Source organism: Klebsiella sp. A-Nf5, from assembly GCF_002810545.1.
In the GTDB taxonomy this organism is placed as follows: Bacteria; Pseudomonadota; Gammaproteobacteria; order Enterobacterales; family Enterobacteriaceae; genus Klebsiella; species Klebsiella variicola.
Genome location: NZ_PIOG01000131.1, coordinates 226,749 through 239,568, shown reverse-complemented (window position 1 = coordinate 239,568; position 12,820 = coordinate 226,749). Strand labels below are relative to the sequence as shown.

16 protein-coding genes and 2 pseudogenes are annotated in these 12,820 nt (G+C 48.5%); 7 read left to right on the top strand and 11 right to left on the bottom strand.

The features are described from left to right. Window positions 1–251: 251 nt before the first annotated feature. Window positions 252–866, top strand: a pseudogene (locus CWM53_RS31960) (CSS-motif domain-containing protein); the annotation flags it as partial. Between the two features lie 96 nt (window positions 867–962). After that, on the top strand, window positions 963–1,787 hold the full coding sequence (locus CWM53_RS31955) for a cyclic diguanylate phosphodiesterase (RefSeq protein ID WP_227521714.1): 825 nt from the start codon (window positions 963–965) through the stop codon (window positions 1,785–1,787). 38 nt (window positions 1,788–1,825) lie between these two features. Here the strand turns inward: CWM53_RS31955 and CWM53_RS13790 are convergent, their stop codons facing one another. Continuing rightward, window positions 1,826–2,164 carry an STAS domain-containing protein gene (locus CWM53_RS13790; protein ID WP_074386387.1) on the bottom strand — a complete coding sequence of 113 codons (339 nt, stop codon included), beginning with the start codon at window positions 2,162–2,164 and terminating at the stop codon, window positions 1,826–1,828. Between the two features lie 63 nt (window positions 2,165–2,227). Then, window positions 2,228–4,654 carry a glycogen/starch/alpha-glucan phosphorylase gene (locus CWM53_RS13785; RefSeq protein ID WP_100729754.1) on the bottom strand — a complete coding sequence of 809 codons (2,427 nt, stop codon included), beginning with the start codon at window positions 4,652–4,654 and terminating at the stop codon, window positions 2,228–2,230. Between the two features lie 561 nt (window positions 4,655–5,215). On the opposite strand from CWM53_RS13785, the gene CWM53_RS13780 reads away from it, so the two are divergent. Beyond that, window positions 5,216–5,491, top strand: a complete 276-nt coding sequence (locus CWM53_RS13780) for a hypothetical protein (protein WP_100729818.1) — start codon at window positions 5,216–5,218, stop codon at window positions 5,489–5,491. Here the strand turns inward: CWM53_RS13780 and CWM53_RS13775 are convergent. Further along, window positions 5,465–5,674 (bottom strand): annotated as a pseudogene (locus tag CWM53_RS13775) (helix-turn-helix domain-containing protein); the annotation flags it as partial. The gene CWM53_RS13780 and the pseudogene CWM53_RS13775 overlap by 27 nt on opposite strands. A 124-nt stretch (window positions 5,675–5,798) precedes the next feature. Between CWM53_RS13775 and CWM53_RS13770 the strand changes: the two are divergent. Further along, entirely contained in the window at window positions 5,799–6,167 is a 369-nt protein-coding gene (locus tag CWM53_RS13770) for a hypothetical protein (RefSeq protein ID WP_100729755.1), read from the top strand. Between the two features lie 123 nt (window positions 6,168–6,290). Here CWM53_RS13770 and CWM53_RS30520 read toward each other — a convergent pair whose 3' ends face one another. The 8 genes from CWM53_RS30520 to CWM53_RS13740 form a co-directional block, all read right to left on the bottom strand. After that, window positions 6,291–6,563 carry a hypothetical protein gene (locus CWM53_RS30520; protein ID WP_133123790.1) on the bottom strand — a complete coding sequence of 91 codons (273 nt, stop codon included), beginning with the start codon at window positions 6,561–6,563 and terminating at the stop codon, window positions 6,291–6,293. Between the two features lie 11 nt (window positions 6,564–6,574). Next, window positions 6,575–6,763, bottom strand: coding sequence for a hypothetical protein (locus tag CWM53_RS30515; protein ID WP_133123791.1), 189 nt, complete (start codon window positions 6,761–6,763; stop codon window positions 6,575–6,577). 177 nt (window positions 6,764–6,940) lie between these two features. Next, on the bottom strand, window positions 6,941–7,234 hold the full coding sequence (locus tag CWM53_RS13765; RefSeq protein WP_100729756.1) for a hypothetical protein: 294 nt from the start codon (window positions 7,232–7,234) through the stop codon (window positions 6,941–6,943). Window positions 7,235–7,240: 6 nt separating this feature from the next. Continuing rightward, complete coding sequence (locus tag CWM53_RS31950) at window positions 7,241–9,967, bottom strand: hypothetical protein (protein ID WP_227521713.1); 2,727 nt, start codon at window positions 9,965–9,967, stop codon at window positions 7,241–7,243. Window positions 9,968–10,055: 88 nt separating this feature from the next. After that, the gene (locus CWM53_RS13755) at window positions 10,056–10,208 is read right to left on the bottom strand and encodes a DUF1378 family protein (RefSeq protein WP_004199504.1); all 153 of its coding nucleotides are present in this window, start codon (window positions 10,206–10,208) and stop codon (window positions 10,056–10,058) included. After that, window positions 10,205–10,735, bottom strand: coding sequence for a hypothetical protein (locus CWM53_RS13750; protein ID WP_009308366.1), 531 nt, complete (start codon window positions 10,733–10,735; stop codon window positions 10,205–10,207). Before CWM53_RS13750 ends, CWM53_RS13755 begins: the two co-directional genes overlap by 4 nt. After that, a complete protein-coding gene (locus tag CWM53_RS13745; protein ID WP_004199518.1) occupies window positions 10,732–11,271 on the bottom strand; it encodes a lysozyme in 540 nt (179 codons plus the stop codon). Before CWM53_RS13745 ends, CWM53_RS13750 begins: the two co-directional genes overlap by 4 nt. Before the next feature lies 1 nt (window position 11,272). Next, window positions 11,273–11,488 carry a phage holin gene (locus CWM53_RS13740; protein WP_004199490.1) on the bottom strand — a complete coding sequence of 72 codons (216 nt, stop codon included), beginning with the start codon at window positions 11,486–11,488 and terminating at the stop codon, window positions 11,273–11,275. 165 nt (window positions 11,489–11,653) lie between these two features. On the opposite strand from CWM53_RS13740, the gene CWM53_RS32160 reads away from it, so the two are divergent. From CWM53_RS32160 to CWM53_RS13730, 3 genes are all read left to right on the top strand, one after another. Then, the gene (locus CWM53_RS32160) at window positions 11,654–11,785 is read left to right on the top strand and encodes a hypothetical protein (RefSeq protein WP_023343144.1); all 132 of its coding nucleotides are present in this window, start codon (window positions 11,654–11,656) and stop codon (window positions 11,783–11,785) included. A 32-nt stretch (window positions 11,786–11,817) separates the two neighbouring features. Further along, window positions 11,818–11,970, top strand: a complete 153-nt coding sequence (locus CWM53_RS32220) for a transmembrane anchored protein (RefSeq protein WP_071786703.1) — start codon at window positions 11,818–11,820, stop codon at window positions 11,968–11,970. Between the two features lie 144 nt (window positions 11,971–12,114). Continuing rightward, the gene (locus CWM53_RS13730) at window positions 12,115–12,768 is read left to right on the top strand and encodes a hypothetical protein (protein ID WP_009308364.1); all 654 of its coding nucleotides are present in this window, start codon (window positions 12,115–12,117) and stop codon (window positions 12,766–12,768) included. Window positions 12,769–12,820: the final 52 nt, after the last annotated feature.

Sequence of the window (12,820 nt, the reverse complement as noted above, 5' to 3'; positions counted from 1 at the left end):
TGCTTAAAACCATCCATTGCCGGAAGTTATATTAAGAAAACATTAAGATTTGTTTTTTTATTCCTGTCGTGACGGACTCGTAGCCGCATCCGGTCGTGAGCGGTTTTTATCAGCAGGTATTGTGATAATGATCATGTTTTTACATGCTCCGTCGTCACGGAGGATATCCCCCTTCTACGATCATTGGATAACGCCTTTTCAGCGGGATGGATGGTTCATTTTATGCTCGCTCCACATAGCACGCGTAATAAATGAAAAAGATAACGGTGCGAAACGCATGGATTGCCTTTTCCCTGGCGCTGGTGGTATTTCTGGCTGGGGTGTTCGTCATTAACTGGCAGCTGTGGCATTCAGACCAGGCCACCCATGTCGCCTCCGCCCGTCAGGCGGCGAAGAAAATCGCCGTTATTATTGATGAGGCTCGAGCCGCGACGGTCACAGCCCTGAACGTCAGCCGCAGCGGTTGCTCCGTGCAGGGCCAGTTTCAGCTCGGAACCGAGACCGCTCTGCAGCCACATTTGCGTACCATTTTGCTGATAAAAGATGGCCAGGTGTGGTGCTCGTCGCTGCCAGGAAATCGCGTACTGACGCTTCATCCTGAGTCTTTGTCTGTCGAGCCACTGCTGCTATTGCCAGCCAGAATGATGGTTAATAAGCGACCGGTGCTCATTTATCAGACGCACTCAGCGCAGATCCGGGTGATTGTCACTATCAGCGACGTGCATCTCCGCGATGCTCTGTATAGCGATACGGATAACGACGGACTGGTACTATGGGTCAACCATCAGATGATCGCCAGGTATGGCGATGTGGAATCGCTAAACGCGGGTCCACACCAGGGTATATTTAGCTCACCGGACTACCCGTTTCGCATTATCTATCCCGAGTCGCCTTTTTTTAGCCCCGGCCGCTTATTTCATAATGGTTTCGGTCTGCTGATTTTTATTTTTTCTGTCGCGCTATTGTTTTATTTCCTGCTGCGCAAATACCTCAATGTCTATACCTCTGAAGAAGAGAATTTGCGCTACGCTATCGCCCATGGGTATATCGTTCCCTACTACCAGCCCGTCGTGAACGGGAAAACCGGGGAGATATACGGCGTGGAAATTCTGGCCCGCTGGAAAAATACCACCGCACCGTGGCGTTCGCCCGCTGAATTTATTCCACTGGCCGAACGTACCGGCTTAATTATCCCACTGACCCGCAGCCTGATGGCGCAGGTCGCCGCCCAGATGAGACCCATCTTCAGTAAGCTGCCGGATGGGTTTCATATTGGCCTGAATATCAGCGCGTCACACATTAACGCTCCGACGTTTATCGACGATTGCCTGCACTATCAGCGCGGCTTTGAGGGCAAAGCGGTGAAGCTGATGCTGGAGATCACGGAGCAGGAGCCGCTGTTGCTCAACGGCGCGGTTGTGGACAAGCTCAATACGTTACACTCCCGCGGGTTTTCCATCGCGCTGGACGACTTTGGCACCGGCTATTCCGGGCTTTCCTATCTCCACGAGCTGGTTTTCGACTATATCAAAATCGATCAGAGCTTTGTCGGCAGGGTGACCGGGGAGACACCGTCAAGCAAACTGCTGGACTGCGTGATAGAGATGGCCCGGACGCTGTCACTGCGCATCATTGCCGAGGGTGTCGAAACCCAGGCCCAGCTGGATTATCTCAATCGCCAGAATATTCATCTGTTACAGGGCTACTATTTCTGGAAGCCAATGCCCTACGTCGCCCTGGTCATGCTTCTGCTGAGCAAACCGAAGGCGCGAATTGTCGAAGAATAAGCGGGCGACCCATCACCCGCTGGCCTGCACCAACGTCATCACTGAGTGAACGTGTTCAGCGCATCCTGTCGAGTCTCCTTAATGGAAAAGATGCGATCCATACGGGTGAGCTTAAACAGGCTTTTAATCGTATCATTGAGCGAACACAGCACCAGCTCGCCCTGACCGTTGACGCTTTTCAGAATGGATACCAGCGCGCCAAGACAACTACTGTCGATGAAATCGACGTGGCTCAGATCCAGCAGCACGTTTTTGGTATCCGGGTCGATAGCCTCCAGAACCTGCTGCTTAAACGCCTGTACGACGGAAGCGTCCAGTCGGCGCACCAGTGGCATAATAATTTTTACGCCCTGCTCGGTATGTAATTCAACGTTCATGCTCATCCTCAATAGTGACTGATATCCGTCGACGAGTCCCTTTCCGCTCGGCGTGTTCTCTCTTTAGCAGGTGATACCCCAAATATCCCGGGCGTAGCCACGTATGGTTCTGTCGCTGGAAAATTCTCCCATCCGACAAATATTGAGTAAGGCCCGACGGTGCCATTGTTCCGGCAGTTCAAAATCGGCCATCGCCTGCCGCTGGACCTGACAATAACTGTCGAAATCCAGTAAATGACAGTAATGATCGCCCTCCGTCAACATGTGGTGAAGTGGTGCAAACAGCTCACGATCGCTGGTGAACAACCCAGACACGAGGGTATCGACAACACGCGCAATAGCCGGGTTCTGATGATAGAAAGCATGGTGATGCCCGAGTCGCCGGCTCTCTTCAATCTCTTCCGCTACGGCGCCAAACAGATAAAAATTATCGATTCCCACGGCCTCGCGGATTTCGATATTCGCCCCATCATAGGTGCCGATGGTTAACGCGCCGTTCATGGCAAACTTCATATTGCTGGTGCCGGACGCCTCGGTGCCGGCAGTGGAGATCTGCTCAGAGAGATCCGTGGCCGGAATGATTTTTTCCGCCAGCGAGACTTTATAATCTTCGAGGAAAACCACTTTAAGCTGCCCGGCAACCTGCGGGTCGCTGTTAATTTTCCGGGCGACGGTATTAATCAACTGAATAATCAGCTTCGCCATCCGATAGCCCGGCGCCGCTTTACCCGCAAACAAATGCACCTTAGGCGCGATAGTTTTCCCTGTCTCTTTGATATCCAGGTAAAGCGCGATCACGTGAAGAATATTGAGCAACTGACGCTTATATTCATGAATACGTTTGACCTGACAATCAAACATCGCCAGCGGATCCAGGGCAATGCCATAGCGTTGCGCGACCAGCTGGCTGAGCGCGGTTTTGTTGGCAAATTTAATGGCCCGGATGTTATCAATAACAGCAGTATCATCGGCCAGGCTTTCCAGACTGGACAGCAAGGGTAAATCGGTTGGCCACCCTTCCCCCAGCTGTTGGTGCAAAAATGCTGCCAGGCCGGGGTTAGCCTGCTGCACCCAGCGTCGCGGCGTGACGCCGTTGGTCTGATTAATGAATTTCTCCGGGGTCATAAAATAGAAGTCGGGCACCAGTTGTTTCTTGACCAGTTCCGAATGCAGCCATGCTACCCCGTTCACGCGATGGCTACCAACAATGGCCAGATTGGCCATGCGGATTTGCTTATCGTGATGTTCGTCAATTAAAGACAGCGAAGATAACAGATGATGTTTATCCGGCCAGCGCCGGGCCACCTCTTCAAGGAAGCGATGGTTGATCTCAAATATAATTTGCAAATGACGCGGCAGCAGTTTTTCAAACAGCGTCACCGGCCAGGTCTCCAGCGCTTCCGGCATCAACGTATGATTCGTGTAGGCACAGGTGTTTTGCGTTATCTCCCACGCCTGCTCCCAGGGCAACCGGTATTCATCGACGAGGATACGCATCAGCTCCACCACCGCTAATGCCGGATGGGTGTCATTAAGCTGAATCGCCACATGCTGCGGCAGGAAAGTAATATCGTCATTAACCTCGGCATAGTCGCGAAATATATCCCGCAGCGTACAGGCCACCAGAAAATACTCTTGCGTCAACCGCAGCTCTTTTCCGGTCAGCACCTCATCGGATGGATAGAGTATTTTTGAAATATTCTCCGAAGCAATTTTATCACTCACCGCCTTGATATAATCACCACGATTGAAAATATGGATATTAAAGGAGTCAGAGGCGACCGCGCTATAGAGCCGCAGCTTATTGGTCGTCGTATCCCGGTAGCCGGAAACGAAATAGTCATGGGGAATACCGATAATCGTTTTCCAACCCAGCCACATTGGGTTGTAATTACCATCAACATCTTCGCTGTGTTCAATATAGCCTCCCAGCGGGATCAGGATTTGCTGAGCATGGTGTTCGACCAGCCACGGGGAGTGCATGGAATGCCAGTCATCCGGATGCTCCATCTGCTGGTCATTTTGAAAGGATTGGCGAAAAAGACCATATTCGTATTTGATGCCATGCCCGGATGCGGCAATATCAAGGGTGGCCATCGAATCGATAAAACAGGCGGCTAAGCGCCCTAACCCCCCGTTGCCCAGCGCGGCGTCGGGCTCTTCGTCAAGAAGGTGGTCAAGATCAAACCCCAGGTCATTCACCACCTGGCGCATCTCCGCCAGTAAATTCATATTCAAAAGGTTATTACGCAGCGACTGTCCCAGTAAAAACTCCATCGACAGATAGTAAACGCGCTTTTTATGTTCTTCACGTTGCCGCGTCTGGCTCAACAGAAAATGGTCCTGTTGAAAATGACGAATGGCCAGCGCCACCGCGTTAAAAATATCGCCAGGCGTAGCTTTATTTAAGCTAACACACAATGTGTACTTTAATTGCTGTTCTACCAAAACCCGTAGTTCTTTGATTTCTGGACGATTAGTGACAGGCATTCTGACCTCACTGGTCTCTGTATCTGCGTAAAACCATGGCAGGTAAATCATCATTTTTCCAAGTATAGACGAAGATATTTTGCCGAATGGTTTTTATTCCTCAGCACCATTGCCGTTTATAACGAGAGGCTGAATAATTAAAATCACAACCATTTGCAATGGATTGATCGTCACCTTTTCGCCAGCGATAACGCTACAAACATGGCAGGTTTGCGGAGTCGGGAGGTGAAGGTGAAGGTGAAGTGCAGTCAGGACGGCTAGAGTGGAAAAGCAAAAAGGGGTTACCTTTCGGTAACCCCTTCTTTTATATGGCGGAAGCGCAGAGATTCGAACTCTGGAACCCTTTCGGGTCGCCGGTTTTCAAGACCAAATCAAATTACTTTATAATCAGTAAGTTATGATGAATTCATAGAATAAAGTCGTTATTTGACACCACTAGAAATCAATAAGTTACATTTAATGCATGGGTTTTATTCTTTCAACTTTTAAGGGATCTCCCTTGACTTCCTCACAGTTTCAAGAGTAAAAATACTGTACATAAAAACAGTATTGGTGACCAAAATGATCTACAGAGAATCCAACGCATCGAGCATTCCAGAACTGACTGGCTTTAACGTCAGCCATTCGGCTTTAACCCGTCAGGTGTTCCTCAATGCTACTTTTACTGACAATATGGCTTCAGTACCTCACTGGCCACTGAAAGAGTTTCCTGACCTGTTTTGTTGCATCTCCAGGGATAGGGCGGAAGCCTTGCTCCATCAACTCCAGAGAGCGATCTATTATCTGGATGCTGGGATGGATTCGCCCTCGCTATTTCTTATCGACGATGACCTCTGATGCGGGGCAATAGCGATAGATGGTTTTCACATCGACACCAATCACCGCGGAAACCTGCTGCCTAGTAGCGCCGTTCTCCAGCATTCTGCGGCACCGCTCCACCACTTCTTCAGTCATTACCCGGCGGCGGCCGCCTACTCTACTCTGCTCCCTCGCTGCGGCTAAACCAGCTCGGGTTCGCTCTGCTTCTGATTGTTAATTTTTATGCAAAGCCGTTGCAGAAACAAAAACAATGGTCTACATAATATCTGTTACTCAATGTAACTTTATGTAAATACAAATACAGCAATGACTCATGGAGCTAAAGATGATAAATAGCATAAGTGAAATTGAATGCGCTGACGCAGAAAAACTCATAGGAAAATTGGATTTAAAATACAACATAACATTTTTGTGTTGGTGGAGGCAGGATGGCATATGGAAGTTAATTATTGTCCTGGGTAACTACAACTCCCTTGATAAAAATGAAATAAAAAGTGACATTTCAAAAGAGATTTCAGATATCGGAATCACTTCTTTTGCCACTTCGGATTGTGCACCATCAGTCACCAACATAATAGATCAGTCTTTGAGAAAATTTGCTTCAATGCCACCTAAGAAATTCATGAGGGTAAAGTTAGCAAATTTTCAATTGTATGGACTCCCTGTTGAAAGTACAATAATTTTGCGTTCATAGCTTCCATGAATTTATATACACCGCCAATAATCTGGTAGAGATATTTTATCTACCTTACTACGCGTTAGCCTCAAATAATTGGATTTGTGACATTGCACCGCCAGTTATGAGCTGGCGGTATTTTTAATTAGCATACATCTGCACTGACAGATTTCCATGGCATCCATGTTGCCTGCTAACTACTATCCCGCAGCGACTGCAATACAGACCATGAAATGTTTCCGGCCTGGATTTATCAGTCAATTCAATAATTTTATTTAAGTCACATCCTCTTTGCTCGCCAATACGAAAAACCGGCTCACCTTTCGTTATCACAGGTCTAAATGAGTGCCCCAAAACCCTTCCTAAAAAACCGTGGCACTTTCCGGTTTTCTGTTCATCTGATAATTTAGCCATCAGTAACCTCATTACTTACCAGCATCAAATACAGGTTTTGAAATGTTACCCCATGATTGCTCAGGGTGGCCCTCTTTCACTTTCACAGCATCGGTAACGGGGTTATGAAAGGTTACACTTCCACCAGAATACACGGGGCGCTCCGGGGTTCCGGTGAGCATCATACCTTTAATGCATTTAATTTCTTTTCCGTTGAGCATTTTATTTACCTCTTGCTGTTTGGTTATTGCTTCCGAATAGTGATTGAACATCCACTAATAATTGACACACCCATAATCGTGCAGAAAGCGTAAGCGGGAGAGAAGTGTTGCGTGATGTAAACTATTACAAAAGATAGCATCATCACCCGGCCAACCAGGCCTCCGCTGTATTTAAAGTTAACTTTCATTATTTGTAACCCCCTCTCCAAGTACTGCCTTAAGTGCCGGTTCTGCCTCATCCAGTGGGTTTCCGCTGCCGCTGTACTTGAAAGTGAAAGAGTAATCAAACGGGCTTTTCTCATTGCCGACAGCAACAGAAAACAGCGCGGTTACGTTGGTTCCGTCAAAGTTGCTAATTCCGGTCGCGGTGTACGTCACATCCACTGACTCCGTCCCTCCGGGAACGGTAAGGCGCAGTCCGGGGTATGTGATTTGTTTTTCCAGCGTTCGGCTGATTGTTACAGACATCATGACCTCCTACATTTTTGCGTTAAATGTGGAAACAAATACTTTAATAGTGCTTCCAGTGCGGTTGGTTACAGATAGATTTCCATTCGATGATGAAAGATAAATTTTACCGTCACCGGATGTTCCTGTTCCAGATACTGAAAAGTTAGAAGTCAGACTCAAATTGTCGGCAATCTTCAGTGTGCTAACGCGTGCATCCCCTGATACCACCGTTGCACCAATAAACACAGACGATGAACTTTCAACAGAGATGGAAATAAGACACCCGCCTTTGATACACCCGCTAATAACCCCAGTCGCATCATTTGCTATGTCTTTCTGGTCTGTTACCGCCCCGCCAGAGTTCTTGTTCATCTGGGTAGGGAACCCATCAACGCTGAATCCGCCCTGAACGATTTCGCCATAATCGGCGCCGTCGGCCAGGACCAGGTTTTTGAATTTTTTGTACTGGAATGCAGAAGGCGCTCCTTTGATACCCCACTGCATTTTCCCGCCAAAAGTGACGTTCTCTACCCGAAGGTCAGCTACAGAGCTCTGCGCAATCCAGGCACAGCCATTGCTGTTACTTCCGTATGGTGTGGAAAAATGGGAATTCCTGATAATGTTGTTTTTACCCGACACGGAAAACACATTGAATGTGCCAGACGGAAGCACACGGTGATTCTCAACGGTCAGGCCTTCCACCAGTACATTATCGACAATGTTTCCCAGAGTTGGTCCGCACTGAGTAAGCGTCACACCCCGAAGGTTTATATCAGAACCCGTCAACAGGTAGCGTACATGGTGCATATAACCACCAGTAATATTAAGACGCCCCCGCTTAGATGAGTATTCAAAATAATCCCCTGAGAGGTTCTGGCTATCTATTGTATGACACCCAATAAACTCAATCCCGCGGCAGTGGTCATTATCATAGTCAGATGTATCATCATCGCTAGTGTCGTTCATGACCGTCGTGCCAACCGCCCTAAACATACGATGACCGATATTGCTCCATGACAACTCCACGCCAATAAACTGAAGGCCGTCTACTCCCTCAAATACTGATGGTCCGTAAGCCAACGGGTCGTTATTACGAATCCCCTCCAGTTTCCCACCAATAATAAAGTTATGCCGTGAACGCAATCCTATTTTCATCATCGCCGGGCAGGTTTCAATATGTAGTCCAATGAATCTGTTTGCATTAGAGCCATCGGTACCGTCATTGCCTGGGCCAAAATTCAACCCATATTTAATATTGTTTCGGTCACGCGTATTACCACAGTGCATGATACGAACGTTATAAATCGTGGAGTCCCACACGGATTCGCCAGTTAACCCCTCTCCGTCCAGATACCGCATTTCCACGTTTTCTATAATTGCATAAGAGCTGTGCTCCAGCTTAATGCCGCCAACGTTCTCTGCAATAACGACTCCGGGGAATTTATTCTGAAAACCATACCCGATTTTGATATTTCGAAAGACAGGCCGGAATAACCGCTTTGCACCGCCGCTTGGGGTAGTGGCCTCAGTGCCTTCGGTAATCCAGACATGGGAGGCATCCGTTCCGGCCTCCGGAACAAATAACGTACCGTCATTGCCCTCAATTACAATATTGGACTTTACCAACAAGCCTGCTGCGAGAAACACGCCACCACGGAATACCAGTCGGGGATAGGTGGTGATATCACCGTTAAAGGTACTGTCGACCTGGCTGTTGATTTTGGCGATGGCGTCAAGAATGCCCTGGGTTGAGCTCGTCTGTCCTGTCGGGTCTACCCCCGGAAACGCGTCGGCATAAAATTCCCTCAGTGCGTTCTGTACATTTCCTGGCTGCTCAAGCTTAGATATACCCGCTCCCATGCCCGGTTCGCTTGAACCCAGGTTTGAGCGAAGGGTCGCATCGGTAACGTCGATCCACTTACCCTTTCCTGTACCGCCAGCCGTCGCCGGCGTGCTACCAGGTAAAACGACCTTAGGCATTACGCCATCCCAGCGCCAGTATTCGTCCGTGGATTCCCACAGAAGAACCTCAAAACGTTGAGTGAGTAGCGATCCCTGCTCAAACGAACCTATGGCCGGAACGTATCCCCATAGCCCCGTTCCTGCAGGGTCCTGCAATTTAGGCTGACCAGCACCGTCAAAACCCAACCCCTTCCAGGCGCGGTCTTGGGCCGATGGTAGCTGGCTTATATAGGAGTCAGGGACACGCAGCGAACGATTAAAGTTGCTGGTTATCTGCTGCTGCAGATCGATATCACGACTATCGACGTAGCTTTTTGTTGCGGCATCCTGCGCCAGTGAAGGATCACGCAGGTTACGAATACGGTTATTGAGCGCGTCATAATAGTTAGCGAAGATATTTGGCTTTTTCAGAGCCAAAGAGTCCCACCACCAACCGAATTTTTGGATAAGCATAGTCAGCTTATCAAGCGCGCGTTCATGGCTTGTCGCAGGAAACTTACCGGTCGCCAGATAACTGGTTAACTGGGTCGCATCGGGATCACGATAAATCAGTAGCGTAGCGCCACTGTGTGCGGAGAGCAAAGTCAGCTGACCGCCATTCTTATCGCCGGCGCCGTTCAGATAATAATCAACGTCAATTGTCAGCGTAGTTTTGTTAAAGTCGTCACCGTTCTGTGTATACAGTTCCGCGACAATATGCCCGTTTTCAATGAAGTAGAAAGGGATGCTAAAAGGGCCAGTGCTGGTTGATAGCTGATACTCAACCGATGAAGTGTCGTTCTCGACCATCATCTACTCCAAAACAGTTCGACATGGTGGCATTGTCAGAATCGTTTTGAAGCTGGGCAAAAGTAAGGCCGCAATATGCGGCCCTGAGGGGTTATTTCTCGGTGGTTTCCGATGCTTTGGCTGCGACAGCATCATCAAATTTTTTCTGGAAGTAGGCCCGGATTGACTTGTAACCGCCCGCTACCAGATATAGAGCCGATACCACTACGCTGAAGTAAAGTAAGCCCATTTGCACGTTCGTCATTTTGTCTCCTGTCTTTTCTGTTCAATCTGGCGAATACCAGCCAGCTGGTTATTTGCTTTTTCAATGGCAGCAAGTAATGGGGTTATCCATAAAACAGCCTGGCAATATGTCAGTTCGCCGGCGGTAATGGTGCCAGTACTGGGCTTGTCAGATCCGTCGGTATAGGCGTGCACTGCGCTGGAACGTAAACTGTTCGTGTATTCGAGCAACCCACCAGAAACGTCAGCAGGAACAGGCATATCACACGTTTTTTCGCGCTTGAGAATCGTTCGATATTCAATGGTTTTTTCCTCTGTACCGGCATCTACTGCCCTGTTTTTTTCCTGGACATCGCCGCTTATAGTTTGAAAAGCAGCGATATTATCCGCCTGTATTTGGATAACCCTTGCCTGCAGCGTCACCTGACTTTCAGCCGTTTCAGCTCTGCTGGATGCCGAGCTATATCGATAGCCCAGCCCTGCGGCGATTGTGAGCCCGATGATAAGAAGAAGCATAATAACTGCCGCGGCGATGGATTCTGGTTTCACTTATCGATCCCCCAACACGTCAAGGCGCTTTCCTGGTCACGTCGCTCAACCTGACCGTAGCAACCTTTCTTCTGGCCTTTGGTGAGGCGGCAGTCACGGCCACCATCAAAGATCCAACGACGAATTTCAGAGCACGCCCCTTTACGGTCGCCCGCATTAAGCTTGCGGTAGAACGTGCTGGGGAAACATTTCCCCGGTCCGATGTTGTACGGACAGAAGCTGGCGATACCAACTTTCTGTGGTGCCGTCAGCGGAACCCTGATGTTCTGGTCAACCCACGCCAGCGCCTTGTTACGCTCAATAGCGTTTACCTGATCGCATTTGGCCTGCGTCAACTTCATACCCTTCGTTACTGGCTTGCCGTCAATGCGGGTTGCCCCCCGACAAATCGTCCAGACACCAGATCCGTCAAGGTATGCAGTTAGACTGTTGCCCTCTTTCTCGTTCAGGAACTGATCCATGAGCGTTGGCGCGGATGCACCGGCGGCAATTAGCGCCAGCATGGCTGCACTGAGCTTTGCTTTGGTCGAAGCCATATTATTCTTCCGAGAACTTGCCGCGGCGATACGCGAGCCATTTGAAGTAGATATTTACGAGAAAGGTCAAAGCGGTGAACACCAAGCTGCCAATGACGCCAATAGCTGCCCACTGGCCGGGGGTGTATGAATCAAGCAGCTGCGAAAACCAATACGTAGCGCTGACTGTTGACGTCCCGTAGGTGATGACCTCGGAAACTCTGTGTGTCATTTTCATCGTTCCTTACCTCCCGGCCGGGATGGCTGATTTAAGTGGCAAGGAAGATTTTGATAGGGCCTCTCACACTGGGCAAAAGCTGATCATTTTTCAGGATTCATGAAATGAAACAGGTGCTATAGTGGTTTTGGGATTATCCCTATGGCAATGATTAAGGAATGACGAATGAAAAAAATAATTACTCTGTTACTGGTTGCGGTGTTTGGTGTGATGTCAGTGTCGGCGATGGCTTGCCCGAAAGGCACCCATCCGCATGGAGGAACGGGCTCCCATCATAAAGGTGGTACCTGCTCTTAATCAGGTTTCAGAAACTACACACAAGGAAAAACATGAAAAAATTATTCGCTGTGTTATTTGTTATGCTCTCTTTGGGATCTGTAACGCAGGCGTACGCCGGAAACTGCCAGCATCCTGACGATACCGCTGCTGACGGTTCACGTTGTGGTGGTCGTTCGGCTGACTCTCGCCCGGGCGGGCAGTAATGATAAAGCCCACCATGCGGTGGGCTTATTTATGCCGCAGTACATTTCACCACGCAGCACACCACTGTTTAAATATCAGGGTTTTATCTTGTCAAATGTCAGATTATGTTTCTACCTATCACGAATTTTTAAGAGCATTACCATATGGAAATTTTTTGGGTTGTGGTGGGCGTTGTGGTTGTGATTTTGTACCTCATCAACCAGAACAAAACCAGAGTGACAAACAGAACTGAGATAACCAGAGATCGCAAGATAAAAACGGATGACGGCGAAATCAGCATACGTGAACGACAGGTTATAGACAGTGTATCAACCCAATACACTAAACCAAATACAGTGAACGTCGCACAGCCGGATTATGACAACGCGGTGATATCTGATTACTACAAACAACTAGCTAAGCAAAAAGCTATTGAGTCTCTAAGGCAAAACCAAACACAGCCTGTTGCATCAAGCAGACCTGTGGAGAAGATAGTCAACCCATTGCCAAGAGTTGAGCAGAAACAAATCACACCTAAAACCGAATCTGCGCCGGTGGAACACAGAAAAGTGTGTACCAGATGCAGTCGCAATCTACCGATGGATAAGTTCAGAAAGTCGAGCAAGTCCCATCATGATGGTTACACCACATGGTGCGCCCATTGTCTTGATGGCCCCAAAAACACTAGGCACACCAAATGGTGTCCAATTTGCGAGATCCGCCGCAAACGAACCAGTTACTATAAGAATGCTAACAATGCGGACGGATTGATGTCATGGTGTAAAAGTTGCTGGGATTCTTATCGAGGAAGAAGTTAAGCCCACCTAAGTGGGCTGATTATCTGTTATATTAAAAAGATACTTCTGTAAT